The 15,395-nt window shown below is 63.9% G+C and carries 14 protein-coding genes; 6 read left to right on the top strand and 8 right to left on the bottom strand.

Features of this window, described 5'->3' with window-relative positions:
- Positions 1-232: 232 nt before the first annotated feature.
- From IGS60_RS05200 to IGS60_RS05190, 3 genes are all read right to left on the bottom strand, one after another.
- A complete protein-coding gene (locus IGS60_RS05200) occupies positions 233-3,286 on the bottom strand; it encodes an efflux RND transporter permease subunit (RefSeq protein ID WP_230502824.1) in 3,054 nt (1,017 codons plus the stop codon).
- A complete protein-coding gene (locus IGS60_RS05195) occupies positions 3,283-4,389 on the bottom strand; it encodes an efflux RND transporter periplasmic adaptor subunit (RefSeq protein ID WP_230502823.1) in 1,107 nt (368 codons plus the stop codon). Before IGS60_RS05195 ends, IGS60_RS05200 begins: the two co-directional genes overlap by 4 nt.
- An 83-nt stretch (positions 4,390-4,472) precedes the next feature.
- Complete coding sequence (locus IGS60_RS05190; protein ID WP_230502821.1) at positions 4,473-5,093, bottom strand: TetR/AcrR family transcriptional regulator; 621 nt, start codon at positions 5,091-5,093, stop codon at positions 4,473-4,475.
- A gap of 94 nt (positions 5,094-5,187) precedes the next feature.
- Here IGS60_RS05190 and IGS60_RS05185 point away from each other — a divergent pair, with 94 nt between their 5' ends.
- Together IGS60_RS05185 and IGS60_RS05180 are read left to right on the top strand one after the other, a co-directional pair.
- On the top strand, positions 5,188-6,663 hold the full coding sequence (locus IGS60_RS05185) for an efflux transporter outer membrane subunit (protein WP_230502820.1): 1,476 nt from the start codon (positions 5,188-5,190) through the stop codon (positions 6,661-6,663).
- Between the two features lie 129 nt (positions 6,664-6,792).
- Entirely contained in the window at positions 6,793-7,248 is a 456-nt protein-coding gene (locus IGS60_RS05180; protein WP_230502818.1) for a GNAT family N-acetyltransferase, read from the top strand.
- Here the strand turns inward: IGS60_RS05180 and IGS60_RS05175 are convergent.
- Positions 7,245-7,640, bottom strand: coding sequence for a helix-turn-helix domain-containing protein (locus IGS60_RS05175; RefSeq protein WP_070218572.1), 396 nt, complete (start codon positions 7,638-7,640; stop codon positions 7,245-7,247). The two genes, IGS60_RS05180 and IGS60_RS05175, sit on opposite strands and share 4 nt — an antisense overlap.
- 162 nt (positions 7,641-7,802) lie before the next feature.
- On the opposite strand from IGS60_RS05175, the gene IGS60_RS05170 reads away from it, so the two are divergent.
- The 3 genes from IGS60_RS05170 to IGS60_RS05160 all read left to right on the top strand — a co-directional run bounded on the left by IGS60_RS05170 (position 7,803) and on the right by IGS60_RS05160 (position 9,436).
- Entirely contained in the window at positions 7,803-8,375 is a 573-nt protein-coding gene (locus IGS60_RS05170) for an FMN-dependent NADH-azoreductase (protein WP_230502816.1), read from the top strand.
- Positions 8,376-8,496: 121 nt separating this feature from the next.
- On the top strand, positions 8,497-8,784 hold the full coding sequence (locus IGS60_RS05165; protein ID WP_121669654.1) for a putative quinol monooxygenase: 288 nt from the start codon (positions 8,497-8,499) through the stop codon (positions 8,782-8,784).
- Between the two features lie 124 nt (positions 8,785-8,908).
- Entirely contained in the window at positions 8,909-9,436 is a 528-nt protein-coding gene (locus IGS60_RS05160; RefSeq protein ID WP_230502814.1) for a hypothetical protein, read from the top strand.
- A gap of 290 nt (positions 9,437-9,726) precedes the next feature.
- Here IGS60_RS05160 and IGS60_RS05155 read toward each other — a convergent pair whose 3' ends face one another.
- Both IGS60_RS05155 and IGS60_RS05150 read right to left on the bottom strand, forming a co-directional pair.
- Complete coding sequence (locus tag IGS60_RS05155) at positions 9,727-10,023, bottom strand: hypothetical protein (RefSeq protein WP_230502812.1); 297 nt, start codon at positions 10,021-10,023, stop codon at positions 9,727-9,729.
- Positions 10,024-10,097: 74 nt separating this feature from the next.
- On the bottom strand, positions 10,098-10,583 hold the full coding sequence (locus tag IGS60_RS05150; RefSeq protein WP_230502810.1) for a hypothetical protein: 486 nt from the start codon (positions 10,581-10,583) through the stop codon (positions 10,098-10,100).
- Positions 10,584-10,943: 360 nt separating this feature from the next.
- Between IGS60_RS05150 and IGS60_RS05145 the strand changes: the two genes are divergently transcribed.
- Entirely contained in the window at positions 10,944-11,204 is a 261-nt protein-coding gene (locus IGS60_RS05145) for a hypothetical protein (protein ID WP_070312467.1), read from the top strand.
- Positions 11,205-11,339: 135 nt separating this feature from the next.
- Here IGS60_RS05145 and IGS60_RS05140 read toward each other — a convergent pair whose 3' ends face one another.
- Both IGS60_RS05140 and IGS60_RS05135 read right to left on the bottom strand, forming a co-directional pair.
- Complete coding sequence (locus tag IGS60_RS05140; RefSeq protein WP_230502808.1) at positions 11,340-12,878, bottom strand: cryptochrome/photolyase family protein; 1,539 nt, start codon at positions 12,876-12,878, stop codon at positions 11,340-11,342.
- Positions 12,879-12,909: 31 nt separating this feature from the next.
- Complete coding sequence (locus tag IGS60_RS05135) at positions 12,910-15,360, bottom strand: transglycosylase domain-containing protein (protein ID WP_230502806.1); 2,451 nt, start codon at positions 15,358-15,360, stop codon at positions 12,910-12,912.
- Positions 15,361-15,395: the final 35 nt, after the last annotated feature.

The following is a 15,395-nucleotide window of genomic DNA, read 5'->3' as shown; positions in this document are numbered from 1 at the left end:
AGCAACAAGTAGCAAGCAACAAGCAACAAGCAAACAAGCAAACCGGCAAGCCACGAAACGGCCCAAGTCAGAAAGACAGGCGCCCCGGGCCAAGCGGACCTGAAAAATGTCGAGGGCCAGGCGCGGCGACGCAGACAGTACGCCAGTACGGCAAGGAAGCCGCAACGCCGCCATCGGCATTTTCTCAGGCCCGCGTCTCCGGCCCGCTGTTCTCAATCTACACCACCCTTGCCTACGGCCGTATCCTGAACCAGATCGCATACATGGCCGGCAGGAACACCAGGGTCAGCACCGTGCCGGCAAACGTGCCGCCGATCAGGGTATAGGCCAAGGTGCCCCAGAATACCGAATGGGTCAGCGGAATAAAGGCCAGGATGGCCGCCAGCGCCGTGAGGATCACGGGACGCGCGCGCTGCACGGTCGCCTCGACCACGGCGTCGAACGGCGCCAGGCCGGTCGCCTCGTTCTGGTGGATCTGGCCGATCAGGATCAGGGTATTGCGCATCAAAATGCCCGACAGCGCGATCAGGCCGACCAGCGCATTGATGCCGAACGGCTGCTGGAACAGCAGCAAGGTGGGCACGACGCCGATCAGGCCCAACGGGCTGGTCAGGAACACCATCACCATCGCCGAGATCGAGCGCACCTGCAGGATGATCATCAGCAGGGTCAGCGCCAGCATGATGGGGAACAGCGGCAGCATCGCTTGCGTTGCCTTGGCCGATTCCTCGATGGAGCCGGCCTGCTCGATGCGGTAGCCGGCCGGCAGCTTGTCGATGACGGCTTGCAGCTGCGCCGTGATGGCGCCCGAGACGTCGGGCGGCTGCATGCCGTCGGCGATGTCGCCGCGCACGGTAATCGTCGGCTGGCGGTCGCGCCGGCGCATCACGGGTTCTTCCGAGCGCACCTCAACGCTGCCCACCTGCGACAGCGCGATGCGTTCGCCATTCGCGCCGGCCAGGGTCAGGTCGGCGATGCGCGCCGGGTCCAGCCGCACGTCGCCTGCCGCGCGCGCCACCACCTGCACCGTGCGGATATCTTCGCGCACGGCGGTGACGGGCACGCCGCTGAGCAGGAACTGCAGCTGCTGCGCCACGGCGGCCGACGTCAGGCCCATCGCCTGCAAGCGGTCCTGCTGCAGGCTGAAATGCAGGGTGGGCGTGCGCGTGCCCCAATCGGTATTGACGGTACGCATCATCGGGCTGGCCTGCATCACGCGCCGCACCTCGTCGGCGATGCCGCGCAACACCTCGGGATCGGGGCCGCTGACCCGGTAGGCGACGGGAAACGGCGAGTACGGGCCGAACACCAGTTGCGTGACGCGCACGCGCGCCTCCGGCGCCAGGCCGGCGGCAACGGCCTCGCGCAAGCGCTGCTTGAGGCTGTCGCGCGCCTGCTGGCTGTCGGTGCGCACGACGATCTTGGCAAACGAAGGATCGGGCAATTCCGGCCCCATAGCCAGGTAAAAGCGCGGTGCGCCCTGGCCCACATAGGCCGTGACGATCTTCGCTTCGGGCTGGCGCGCCAGCCAGGCTTCCACTTTCGCCGCCGCGCCGCTGGTCTGTCCGATCGCGCTGCCGTAGGGCAGTTGCACTTCGATCAGCACTTCAGGGCGGTCCGAGATCGGGAAGAACTGTTTCTTGACGACGGCCATGCCCAGCACAGCCAGCACGAACAGGCCGATCACGGTGCAGAACACCAGCCATTTGCGGGCGATCACGCGCCCCAGCAGCCGGCGAAAGCGGTGGTAACGCGGCGTGTCGTACAGCGCATCATGGCCACCGGCGACCTTTTTCAGCTCGGGCAGCAGCTTCACGCCCAGGTAGGGCGTAAACACCACCGCCACCACCCACGACGCGATCAGCGCGATGCCGACGATCCAGAACATATTGCTCGTGTATTCGCCGGCGCTGGAGCGGGCAAAGCCGTTGGGCATGAAGCCGACGGCCGTCACCAGGGTGCCGGCCAGCATGGGTGCGGCCGTATGGCTCCAGGCGTAGGCGGAGGCGGCGATGCGGCTGTAGCCCTCCTCCATTTTCACGACCATCATTTCGATGGCGATGATGGCGTCGTCCACCAGCAGGCCGAGGCCCAGGATCAGGGAACCGAGGGTGATGCGGTCGAAATTCTTGCCTGTCGCGGCCATCACGATGAACACCACGGCCAGGGTCAGCGGCACGGCGGCGGCCACCACGATGCCGACGCGCCAGCCCATGCTGATAAAGCACACCAGCATCACCACCAGCAGCGCGGCGAGGAACTTGAGCATGAATTCGTCGACGGCCGCGCTGATATTGACAGCCTGGTCGGTAACCTTGGCCAGGCTCATGCCCAGCGGCATGGCGGCACCGATGGCAGTCACTTCCCCGTCCAGCGCCTTGCCCAGGTCCAGCCCGTTCCAGCCGTCGCGCATGACCACGCCCAGCAGCAGCGCCGGCTCGCCGCCATTGCGCACCAGGAAACTGGCCGGGTCTTCCTGGCCACGGCGCACGGTGGCGATATCGGACAGGGCCAAGGTGCGCCCCTGCACCACCACGGGCGTATCGCGGATCTTTTGCAGCGCGTCGAGCGCGCCGTCGAGGCGGATGGACACCTGCGGCCCGCGCGTTTCGACCGAGCCGGCCGGCGTGAGGGCATTCTGGCCGTGCAGTGCCGCGAACACGTCCTGCGCCCGCACGCCCAGGGTGGCCAGGCGTTCCTGCGAAAACTCCACGTAGATGCGTTCGGCCTGTTCGCCGATGATATTGACCTTTTTGACGCCCGGCACGTGCAGCAGCCGCTGGCGCAAGGTTTCCGCCTCGCGCACCAGCAGGCGCTGCGGCTCGCCTTTGGCTTTCAGCGCATACAGGGCAAAGGTGACGTCCGCGTATTCGTCATTGATCATGGGGCCGATCACGCCGGCCGGCAAATTGGCCGCCTCGTCGCCGGCCTTCTTGCGCGCCTGGTAGAACTCGGCCTGCACCTGCCCGGGCGGCGTGCTGTCGAGCAGTGTCAGGATCGTGAAAGCCAGGCCCGGCCTGGTATAGGTTTCGGCGCGCTCGTACCAGCGCAGCTCCTGCAGGCGCTTTTCGATCTTGTCGGCCACCTGGTCCTGCATTTCGCGCGCGCTGGCGCCGGGCCAGGCGGTGACGATGGTCATCACCTTGACCGTGAAGGCCGGGTCTTCCGCGCGCCCCAGCTTGAAGAACGACAGCAGGCCGGCCAGCGAAATGAGGCAGATCAGGAACAGGGTGACGGAACGCTCGCGCACGGCCAGCGCCGACAGGTTGAAGCCCGCCGCGCTCATGGATGCGCTCCCGCGCCGGCGGCCACTGGCACCGGTTCGACCCTGACCCGCTCTCCCTGGTGCAGCAGATGGGCGCCCAGCGCGACGATGCGTTCGCCCGCCTTCAGGCCGCTGACGTCGGCGCCGTCATCGTGCAGCCCCTGCACCTTCACCGGCCGCCAGGTCACTTGCGCCGGCGTACCGGCGATCACCCACACGCCCTGCCCCTTGCCCGCATCGTGCAGGGCCGCCAGCGGCACTTGCACAGTGCCGCTGGCGGCATGCGCGCCGGGCAGGCGCAGGGTGACGGTGGCGCCCAGCGGCGCACTTGAGAGCGCCGCGTCGAGCACATAGCGCGCCTCGAAAGTACGCGTTTGCCGGTCCGCCGTCTGCGCCAGCTGGCGCAAGGTGGCCGGCACGCTGGCACCCGGCCTGCCGAACAGGGTGGCCTGGGCCTTGGAGCCGAGCGCGGGGCGCACGGTTTCCGGCAGCTGGATCGCCGCTTCGCGCCGGCCGTCATGGGCCAGGCGCACCACCACCTGCCCGGCCGCGACCACCTGGCCCGGTTCGGCCAAGGTGTCCATCACGACACCGTCGGCGTCGGCCAGCAGCACCGCGTACTGCAGCGCATTGCGCGCCACCCCGGCCAGGGCTTCGGACGCTTTCAATTGGGCGCCGGCCGCGTCAGCCGCCGCCTTCACCTGGTCGTAATTGGATGCCGAGATGGCGCCGGTGCCGCGCAAGTCGCGGTAGCGCGCCTCCTCGTCCGCCGCCTGGCGCGCGCGGGCGCGGTCGGCCGTGACGGACTCTTGCCGCGCCTGCGCCAGCAGTTGCAGGTCGTCGGCGTCGAGGCGCAACAATGGCTGGCCACGGCGCACGGCCTGGCCGGCGTCGACCAGCCGTTCGCGCACCTTGCCGGCCACGCGGAAACCGAGGTCGCTTTGCACGCGCGGCGCGACCACGCCCGTAAAGCTGCGCGTGCCCGCTTCGGCGCCCTGCACCGTGACGGCGCGCACCAGCGGCGTGGCGGTGCGCGGATCGGCCTGCGCCTTGTCGGCGCAGGCGCTCAAGGCCAGGGGCAAGGTGGAGATGACTACAGATGAAGCGAGGCGGCGCCAGCGCATAAGAATCCCATGAATGAGTGATCAGGGTTCTCATTCTGGTACTAGTGACCAAATAAGTCAATGGTCACAATTTAAGGAGGAGGCTATGGCGACAGGCTGCGCAAAACCAGGCTGGACAGTTGCAGCACCGCCGTTTCGCTGCTGTCGACGCTGTGCTGCAGCAGCAAGGGATTGACGTAGGGGCGCATCACCAGATAGATCGCGCTGACCGTTTCGTCGAGCGGCGTCTTGCGTTCAAAGTCGCCCGTCTTGCGTCCCTGCTGCAAGATATCCTGCAGCAAGGCGCCCATGGCCAGCTCGTAGGCTTGCACGGCAGGCCAGCGCCCGGTGGCGGCCGAGGCGGCGATGTCGTACAGCTTGCGGTCCTGGAAAAACAGCCGCAAGCTGGCCTCGACGCTGGTCCGGAACATGCGCCGCAGCTGCTCCGGCGGCTGGCCGGCCGCCGCCACCGCGCTTCTCACCTCGGTTTCGATCTGGCGCAGGCAGCTGGCGCAGATATGCTCGCCGATGGCTTGCTTGGATTCGAAGAATTTATAGATATAGGCCTTGGAAAAGCCGATCGCCCTGGCCAGGTCGGAGACCGTCGTCTTTTCATAGCCGTAGCGGCTGAAGTAATCGGTGGCGGCGGCAACGATCTGGTCGCGCACGTCGTGGCCGGCCGGGCCGCGCGCAGGGCTTGGTGTGTCGGGTGTGATGGAATTCATGGCGACAGCTTAACGCGCCGCGACGGAATGCACAATAAGTGACCAATATGTATTATAGTCACACATTATTTCTTTTTTGAACTGGAAGACCACCATGCCACTGCCACGCCTGCGCCTCCCCTTTCTGCTGATCGCCGCCGGCCTGGCCGCCACCGGCTGCACTGCTGGCCTGGACTACCGCCGGCCCGAAGCGCCGCTAGCGGCGCAGTATCTGCACCAGGCGGCGCTCGGCGCGCGCCAGGACGCGGACGCCGCCGAACTGCGGCAGTGGTGGACAGCGTTCGGCGATCCGCGCCTGACCCGTCTGGTAACGGTGGCGCTGGCGCAAAACCTCGACCTGGAGCAGGCGCAGGCCAGGGTCAGGCAGGCGCGCGCCGCCACCGGGGCGGCAGACGCCGCGCTGCTGCCGTCGGCCAGCATTGGCGGTCAGGCGGCGCGCGCCTACCAGTCGGTGCAAACGCCGCTGGGCAAGGTCTTGAACGCCACGCCAGGCTATGACCGCGCCGGCAGCGCGCGGGAATTGAACCTGCAGGCGTCGTGGGAACTCGACCTGTTCGGCGGCCTGCGCCGCGAACGTGAAGCGGCGCGCGCCGATTACGAGGCCAGCGAGGCTGGATGGGCCGCAACGCGCCTGGCCGTGGCGGCGCAAACGGCGGACCTTTACCTGTCCATCCAAGGCCTGCAGGCGCGGCTCGACCTCGCACGCCGGCAGGTCGACACCGACGCGGCGCTGCTGGAACTCGCCACGCTGCTATACGACAAGGGATTGGCGAACGAGCCGGCCCTGCGGCAGGCCGAAGCATCGCTGGCGCAGGCGCGCGCCGCCGTGCCCGGCCTGGACACGGCGCGCGAGGTGGCGCTGCATGCGCTCGACGTGATGCTGGGCGCGGCACCCGGCACCTACGGCGATGAAATGGCCGCCGCCGGCGTGATGGCGCGCGCGCCGCGTATCACGGCCGGCGGCTCGCCAGGCGAACTGCTGCGGCGCCGGCCCGACCTGACCGCCGCCGAGCGGCGCCTGGCCGCCGCCAGCGCGCGCACCGGCGCGGCCGTTGCCGAGTACTACCCGAAATTCAATTTTGGCGCCTTGTTTGGCAGCGCCACGGCCGGCGGCGCCCTGTTCAGCAGCGGCTCCGGCCAGGCCGCCGGCATGCTGGGCCTGCGCTGGCGCCTGTTCGATTTCGGCCGCATCGATGCGCAGATCGAGGCTTCGCGTGGCCAGGAAGCCGAGCTGCTGGCGGCCTACCGGCTCGCCGCGCTGCATGCTGCCGAAGACGTGGAAAACGCCTGTTCGGCTCTGCTGCGCCATGAAGAACAGGCCACTCTACAGGCGCATGGCGTAGAGGCGCTTGAGCGCGCCCGCGCCGCTTCGCTGGCAGCCTACGAGAAAGGCGTCACCAGCCAGCTTGATGTACTGCAGGCCGATACGAGGCTGCTGCGTGCAAGGGACGCGCGCGCGCAGGCGCAAACGGCGTCGGCGCGCGCGGCAGTCGCCGCCTACCGGGCGCTGGGCGGCGGCTGGCAGGTGCCGCAGGCCGGGGCCGAGGCGGTCGCCGCCAGGTCAATGTGATGGCGGCCCGAGCCACAGCCGCCGTGCCCTCGGTGTTCCACCGCCGTTTGATGCAGGTGGTGGAACAGCATTGCCAATTGAGCAATTCCTCCCCATACTGCCAGGCCTTGCCCTTCATTGCCGTCCACTATGCTTATCAGCCTGCGCCCCGTCACCGTCGACAATTTCGACCTCGTCAGCGACTTGCCCCTGTTGCCGCAGCAGCGCGACTATCTGGCCAGCAACGACTATTCCATCGCGCAAGCGAGTTTCCATCCCGCCATCCTGCATACGCGCGCCGTGTATGGCGACGAGGAAGTGATCGGCTTCCTGATGTTCGTCTCGCCCGACGCCGACGACCCGCCCGGCCACTACCAGATCTGGCGCTTCATGATCGACCACCGGCGCCAGGGGCAAGGCCATGGCCGCGCCGCCCTCGCCCTGGCGCTGGCGGAAATCCGCGCCCGCCCGGATGCGCGCAGCATCGAAATCTGCTACAAGCCCGGTAATACCAACGCGAAACAGTTCTATGCCAGCATGGGTTTCGTGGAAAAAGGCATGGATGCGGATGGCAATGACATGCTGGCAGTGATCGAACTAAGCTAGCTGCCTGACGTCGCGCCCGCATCGGCCCTGGCATCGAACGCCAGCCGTGCCGCATCGATGGCGTCGCGGTGGCCGTAGGCCCAGGCGCCCAGCGCGCTGATGGGAATCAATAGCGAACGCCCCAGGTCCGTCAGCGCATAGTCGACGCGCGGCGGCACGGTGGGAAACACGGTGCGCGTGACAAGACCGTCGCGCTCCAGGCCGCGCAGGGTCAAAGTCAGCATGCGCTGCGAAATGCCGCCGATCAGGCGGCGCATCTCGTTGAAGCGCTTGGTGCCATTGCCCAGCAACATCACCACCATCACGCTCCATTTGTCGCCCACGCGGGTCAGAATATCCGTGATCGGGCGGCACGAGTCCGCCACGCCCGCATGGCCGCCATGGTCGCGCATGCGCTTTTCCAGCTCGGCCCCGCGCGCGGCCACCGCGCCCATAGTCACATCCGTGTGCCCCAGTGTGGAAAAAGTGCCTTCTTGTGCGTTCATTTGATAGTCACTATATTTAACCCGGTTACAAAAACATACCACCCGATCATACCATCCAAGAAGGCAACCATGAACATCCTGCATATCGATTCCAGCGTCCTTGGCGAGCATTCCGTCAGCCGCCAACTGAGCGCCGCCATCGTGGCCCGCCTGCAAGCGGCCGCGCCCGGCGCCACCGTCCACTACCGCGACCTGGCCACCCAGCCCCTGCCGCAATTTACGGCCGCACCCGGTGCCGCCGAAGGCGAAATCCTTGCCGCCGCGCTGGAGCAAGTACTGGCCGCCGACGTCATCGTCATCGGCGCGCCCATGTACAACTTCGCCATCCCCAGCCAGCTCAAATCGTGGCTCGACGCGCTGGCCGTGCCCGGCAAGACCTTCCAGTACGGCGCCAATGGCCCGGAAGGCTTGCTGGGAACCAAGCGCGTGATCATCGCCTCGACGCGCGGCGGCTACTACGGCGCCGACACGCCGATGGCCGCCCTGGAACACCAGGAAAGCCATCTGCGCGCCTTCCTCGGCTTTCTCGGCATCCAGCAGATCGAGATCGTGCGCGCCGAAGGCGTCAAGGTCAGCGACGCGGCCAGGATGCAGGCCATGACGGCGGCCTTCGAGCAGATCGGCGCGCTGCAGGCGGCGTAGGTTCAGCTTGATTCTCTGGCTGCGGCGGAAACTGTTTCGGCGCAGCCAGACTGGGCATGGCGGACAAGAAAGGGCAAGATGCGCTAAGCTGCATCCGCCCCACCACTTTACAAGGACCACCATGACCCTGACCGTCGTCGCCACCATCGATGCCCAACCTCAACATATCGACGCCGTGCGCGCCGCCCTGGAAGCCGTCGTGCCGCCGAGCCGCGCGGAAAGCGGCTGCCTGCGCTACGAACTGCACCTCGACAACAAGATTCCCACGCGCTTCATCATGCTGGAAGAATGGACGAACAACGCGGCCCTGACGGCGCACTACGCGATGCCCCACTTCCATGCACTCGTGGCCGCCACCGAGGGCAAGGTCGTCAAGATCGACGTGGCGGAATTGAGCAAGCTGAAGTAACAAGCGGCGCGCTGCGCAAGCGCGCGGCCATCTTGGCAAGTTACCATCTATAATATGGCAACTTTTCTTTATGGCCATCATGATTCCATTTTCCTGCCTACGCGGCGCCACAGCGGCAGCCGCCTTGACTCTCTGCGCCGGCGCCTTCGCGCAAGCTCCCCTTCCCCTGACCAAGCTGGTGGGCGAATACAATCTGCTCTCGTCGAAGACCGTGCCACCCAGTAACTGGGGCTATTCCAAGGGACGCATCTCGGTCAAGCAACTCGATGAGCATCACCTGCTGATCGTCCTGTCCTGCGAGTGGAAACGCGAGCCGAAGGCCGTCTGCGGCGATTATTTCTACGCCCAGCAGCGCGACGACGGCCTGTACCTGCAGGACATGAACACGTTTGCCATGCGCCTGTACTTCGATCCCGCCACGCGCAAGCTCACCATCATTTCGCGTGGCGCCGACGCCAAGCAAAGCGTGCGCCACGAAGTGTTCGGCACGACGACCGAACCGCTGGTCGATACCGCCCTCGTGCGGCGCATGAAGCGCGAGCAATCGAATGCCGACAGCAAGGAAAACCGGCGCGTGTTCGGCCCCTACACCAAGTGGACCTACCAGGAAAACCGCATCGAATTCCAGCGCCAGGACTTGACGGCGCCGTGATGCAACGGCTGAGCCAGCCCCTGCGACGCCAGCTGCTGCGCGTCGCCGGCGTCCTGCTGTGCTCGCCCGTGCTTGCGCGCGCGGCAGACAACAACCTGCCCCGCGCCGTACGGCCAGCGCATCCTGTCCACCTTGGACTCTCCGCTGCCCAAGGTGCTCAATGTGCACCATCTGGCACTGATGCGGCGTTTCAATATCGGCTGGTCGCCCGTGGAAAGCGGCGGCCGCACGCCATGCAAGCAGGAGTCTGTTCCAGCGATGAACCGGCACAGCAGCTTATTCCCGTGCTGTCAATCCGATTCGGCGCCTATCTCGCTCAACCTCGACGGGGGATGATGGGCAGGCCCTTTTTCGAGTCCGATCATTTTGGGCGGCGATGGATCTTTTCTGCGCTCGCAGACCAATACGCGCAGTGCGACAGATAGCGGCACGCCATTTGTATGCAGGTATTTTGCTGCCACGGCAGTGCCAAGCATTTCCTGAAAAATAATTGCCACATCAATTTTTTGTGCTGTCAATGCATCGATCCGCCTGGGATGATCCGGCTCCACCTGCACGGGGCCGCCGATGTAATTTTTAGTCACCATGTCAATTCATGTCAAGTAGAGGGACAAGCACCGCATGCTCCCGCTTCGGGCTACCGCAATTCGGCAGGCCGCCTTTATTGATACTCTTCCGGTCTCTTGCGTATCTCCGCCCTTACTCTGTGCATACGGCTTCGCACTGTTCCCATTCGGTATGCCATCTTTATCGCAATTTCGCCATCGCCCATACCTTCATCCTCACGCAACAATAATGCCTTTCCCAGGGAAGGCAGGAAATTGGCGATAAAAAGAACGATGTTCATTACATTTTCCATTGCGCCGAAAATCTCTTCTTCATGAAAAATATTCAACACATCAATTGCACAATCTACGCCGCCAATTAAACCATCAGAACCTGATTTAATTCTGCCGGCATTGCAATAATGGGTTTTATACCATTCACGGCCATTAACAATCTGAACCATACCATCAATATATTTCTCACGATGAATATATTGGCGCGGAAAATATCGTATGCGGATACGCCATCTGCTATACGGCACCTCAAATATCTCTTCGGCACCCGCACAAAAAATTTTCCAAAAATAACTTTCATTTCCCATGAGCATGCATCACTCGCCGAAGCCAGAGTTGAGCCATATCCTAACAGCAAGAATACCTCCTCAAATTAATACACAGAAAACATTGATTTATATCAATATAAGAAATACAAGATAATAAATATTGCAAAACATATAAAAATATATCCATCGAGAAACAATTAACCTGAAACTGTTTCTGCGATGTGCAAAAATAACGCCGCTCCATGGTTGAACTTTAATTTATTAAAAATAATAAATATTTCTTTCGGGGAAATTTTTATAATGCCGTCTTCTTTGTTGCATTCGCCTTCGTGCGCGATGGAAATTTTTTATGTAGTAATATTTAAAAAAATTTCAAAGCATTTTGGGTGAGCATTTCCAATGACAAAAAAGACAAGCACTTCATACGTCATCGAGTTTACGCAACGAACGACGCGAGTGTTGAGGTCGCTCAATGTGAAGTCTGGAAGAGTGAAGATTGATATCAAAGATACGGCGATGCCGTTCGACACGCGAATAGTCGATGCCTGGGTCAGCATCGAAGACGGCGTCCTGTGGCTGGAGCATGAAACGGGAGAAGACTATACGGTGAGAATCAGGCTTGCCACAGTGCTGCGCTGGTCACGTCAACCAAAATGGTAGGCAGCCTGCCGCCACCGCTCGGCAGTTTTTCGGGCCTTGCCCGCTACCGTTTCCCATAACATGAGGAAATCCTGAGTCCCGGCTCCATCGTCCGGTTGCACATCCACCGTGGGAAACAGACCACATTGCCCTGCGTTACAAGGAATCGAGCCTGGCCAGCATCGTGGCCGCCTGCTGCCGGAAAGCGGCGACTGTTTCCTCGTCCATTTTTTCCAGCTGGCGATACGCCATGCCGATGCGGGGATTGTGCTCCAGCGTGGCCGCGTTGCGGTGGAAAAAATCCCAGTACAGGGCATTGAAGGGGCAGGCGCGCTCGCCGATGCGCGCCTTCTTGTCGTAATGGCATCCCTTGCAATAATCGCCCATGCGGTCGATATACGCGGCGCTGGAGACATACGGCTTGGTGGCCAGCAGGCCGCCGTCGGCGAACTGGCTCATGCCGACGGTATTGGGCAGTTCCACCCATTCGAAGGCATCGATGTAAATGCCCAGGTACCAGCCGTGGACCTTGGCGGGATCGAGGCCGGCCAGCAGCGCGAAGTTGCCGATTACCATCAGGCGCTGGATGTGATGCGCGTGCGCCTGTTCCAGCGACTGCGTGATCGCCTGCGACAAACAATGCATCTTCGTCTTGCCGTCCCAGAACCAGGAGGGCAGCGCACGCGCATGGCCAAAGAAATTCTTTTCCGCATAACCGGGCATCTGCGCCCAGTAGACGCCGCGCACATATTCGCGCCAGCCCAGGATCTGGCGGATGAAGCCCTCGACAGCGGCCAGGGGAGCGTGGCCGGCGTGATAGGCGGCCTGCGCCCTGCCGACGACTTCGCGCGGGTTCAGCATTTTCACGTTCAGCGCGAACGACAGCAGGGAGTGGAACAAGCGCCAGGCCTTGCTGCTCATGGCATCCTGGAAATCGCCAAAATGCGGCAAGGCCCGCTCGATGAAGGCATCGAGCTGCTGCAGCGCCTCATCCCGGTTCAGCGCCCACGCCAGCCGGTCCGCACGGGGCGCGCCGAAGCTCTTCACGCCGGCGGCGACGATGCTTTCCCATAGACGGGTATGGTCATGCACGGTGCGCGGGTCTTGCGGCTCGGCGGGCGTGCCGCGCCAGGGCTTGCGGTTATCGTGATCGAAATTCCACTGGCCGCCGACGGGTTTTTTCGCGTCTTCCATCAACACCTGATGCGCGCTGCGCATCTGGCGGTAGAAAAACTCCATCAGCCATTGCTTGCGCCCGGCGAAAATATCGGCCGCCTCGTTGCGGGCCGTATAGAAATGCTCGCTGTCGACCATCAACCACGGGATGGCCGAGCGTCGCCCGGCCTCATACAGCTGCTGGTCGAGGCGCCACTCGTCGGGCGCCTGGTACTCGACGGCGCCGGCGTCATAGTGGCGAATCAGCGCTTCGATATTCTCCGGTATCGAGCGCCTGCTTTCCGCGTCGCCGATGGCGATGTAATGCACGGCGTGGCCATCCTCGCGCAGCTGGCGCGCAAAGTCGCGCATGGCAGCGAAGATGGCCAGGATTTTCTGCGCGTGATGCAGCACATAATCGGTTTCTTGCCGCACTTCCATCAAGACGTAGATGGTGGCGTCGTCGACGTCGGTAAACCAGCGGTGCTGCGTATTGAGCTGGTCACCAAGGATCAGGCGCAAGGTGGGCTTCGCTGTCATTATTGTCCTGTATCAAATAACATCGTGGCCGCTAGCCTTGCGGCATTGGCTGCGGCGCCGGGACGGGCGCGGGAGCCGGTTCCGGCACCGCCTTGCCATGCGCTTCCTGCCCGCCCTCTTCCGCCGGCACGGCCAGCGGCGCGGGCGGCGCGCCTTCCTGCAACAGATCGCCCGGCTCTTCCACCGGTTCATCCTGCGGTTCCTCGACGGGTTCCACGTGGCGCAGCGGTGGTGGCGGCTTGCCGCCGGGGAAGATGGCGTCGCGCGCGATCTTGCCCGTGTCGAGCGCCGTCTTGAAGAAGTCGCCCACCACCAGCACGGCGTTGTGGCCGCCCTGGCCCCAGTAATTGCTGCGCATGGTGACGCGCGCGTCGTTGAAACCCACCCAGGCGCCGCCGACGAGTTCCGGGTGCATCAGGATGAACCAGCCGTCCGCATTGTTTTGCGTGGTGCCGCTCTTGCCGGCCACGTCGGAGCGGATGCCGAAGCGGCTGCGGATGGCCGTGCCCGTGCCCCGGTCGATCACGCCGCGCATCATGTCCGTCAGGGTGGCGGCCGATTCGGCCTGCATGGCGCGCTTGGGCTTGTCTTCGCCGAAGCGGGCGATGACCTTGCCTTCGCGGTCCGTGATGTGCGTGACGACGAACGGCAGACGGGCCTCGCCCTGGGCCGCGATGCTGGCGTAAGCGTTGACCATTTCCAATAAAGTGACGGGACTGGTACCCAGCGCCAAGGATGGCACTTTTTCCAGCTTGCTGTCGCGGATGCCGAGCGCGCGCGCCAGTTTGATGATCGGCGGCAAGCCCACGTCCTGCATCACCTGCGCCGTGATCGTGTTTTTCGAGTACACGAGACCGTCGCGCATGGTCATGTCGCGCCCCGTCGTGCCGCTCATGTCCGTCGGGCGCCATTTGGTGCCGTCGGCCGCCTTGATGTCCATCACGGCATCGCGGTAGACGTGCTCAGGGCTCAGTCCCTTTTCCAGCGCCGCGCCATACACGATGGGTTTGAAGGTGGAACCGGGCTGGCGCGCCGCCTGCGACACGTGGTCGAACTGTTCGCGTGCAAAGTCGCGGCTGCCCACCCAGGCGCGCACGGCGCCCGTGGCCGGGTCCATGGCCGCAAAGCCCGCTTCCAGCCGCGTCTTCGACTTGCGCAGGGCCGCCATGAAGGCGCGGTCGCCCTTCAGCTGCGCCAGCGCCGCTTCGGGCGTGCCGCCGGCCGCCGTCAGCTTGCGGTAGTCGCCCGACTCGCGCACGAAGGCGTCCAGCAGCGCCGGATGCGATTTCCAGAAATAATCGAAGGGCACGCTGCCGCCCTGCATGCCCGCGTACATGCCCGTCGACGTGGACGACGGCACGCCGGCGCGGCTCCATTCCACGTCGGCGATCGCCTGCAAGGCATTCGCCTGGCGCTCGACGGCGCGCTCGGCCGCCTGCTGCAAGTCGTAGTCGAGCGTGGTGTGCACCACCAGCGCATCGAGTTCCAGGTTGTAGTCGTTCTCGTCGGCCCAGTCGATCAGCCACTTGCGCACATAGGCCGTGAAATGGCTGTCCGACTGCGCCCGCTCGCTCTGGCGCTCGAAATGCAGGCGCAGCGGACGCTTGATCAGCTGCTTGTAGCGCGCCTCGTCGATGACGTCGTGCTTGCGCATCTGGCCCAGCACCACGTTGCGCCGCTGCAGGGAGCGTTCGGGATTGCCGACGGGATTGTAGTAATTCGTCCCCTTGAGCATGCCGACCAGGGTGGCGCTTTCCAGGATGTCGAGGCGCGCGGCGGGTTTGTCGAAATACGTGCGGGCCGCCATTTCGATGCCGTAGGTGTTGTACAGGAAGGGAACCGTGTTCAGGTAGGCTTCCAGGATTTCCGTCTTGCTGTAGGTGGCCTCGATTTTCAGGGCTGTGATCAATTCCTTGAGCTTGCGGTTCAGGTTGCGCGAGCGGCCGATTTCCTCGGGAAACATATTGCGCGCCAGCTGCTGCGTGATGGTGGAACCGCCTTGCGGGTTGCCCCCTGCCGTATGCAGAATGGCGCCGGCCGTGCGCGTGAAGTCGATGCCGTGGTGTTCGTAGAAACGGTGGTCTTCCGTCGAGATCAGCGCACTGATCACGTTCGGCGAAATCTGCTTTAACGTGACCCGCTCCTGCAAGCCCTGGTCGAAGCGGGCCAGTTCCTTGCCATCGGCGCTGACCATGGTGGTCGGCGCGGCCGCGCGCGCCTGGCGCAAGTCGTGGATGCTCGGCGTCAGGGGGATCAGCAACAGCATGTACAGGATCACCAGCGCCAGCAGGGCCAAAAACGACCATAAGGCCAGCACCAGCGCGCGCCGCACGGGCGGCAAGGTCATCAAGTGCGCGTGGCCGCGCCGGTACAGCGCCACCGCTTTTGTCCACACCACTCCCGCCACGCGCACTGCCTGCGCGCGCGCGCGTATGAACGCCTGCCGTGCTTTTTCCTGAAACTGCTCCATGCCTGATGCCATGCTTGTAACCTTGTCTGATGCCGGGAAATCCGTTT

The sequence above is a fragment of the Janthinobacterium sp. FW305-128 genome, assembly GCF_020858135.1.
Taxonomy (GTDB): Bacteria; Pseudomonadota; Gammaproteobacteria; order Burkholderiales; family Burkholderiaceae_D; genus Janthinobacterium.
Note: the sequence above shows the minus strand (reverse complement) of the source record. Positions and strands in the feature narration are given on the sequence as shown.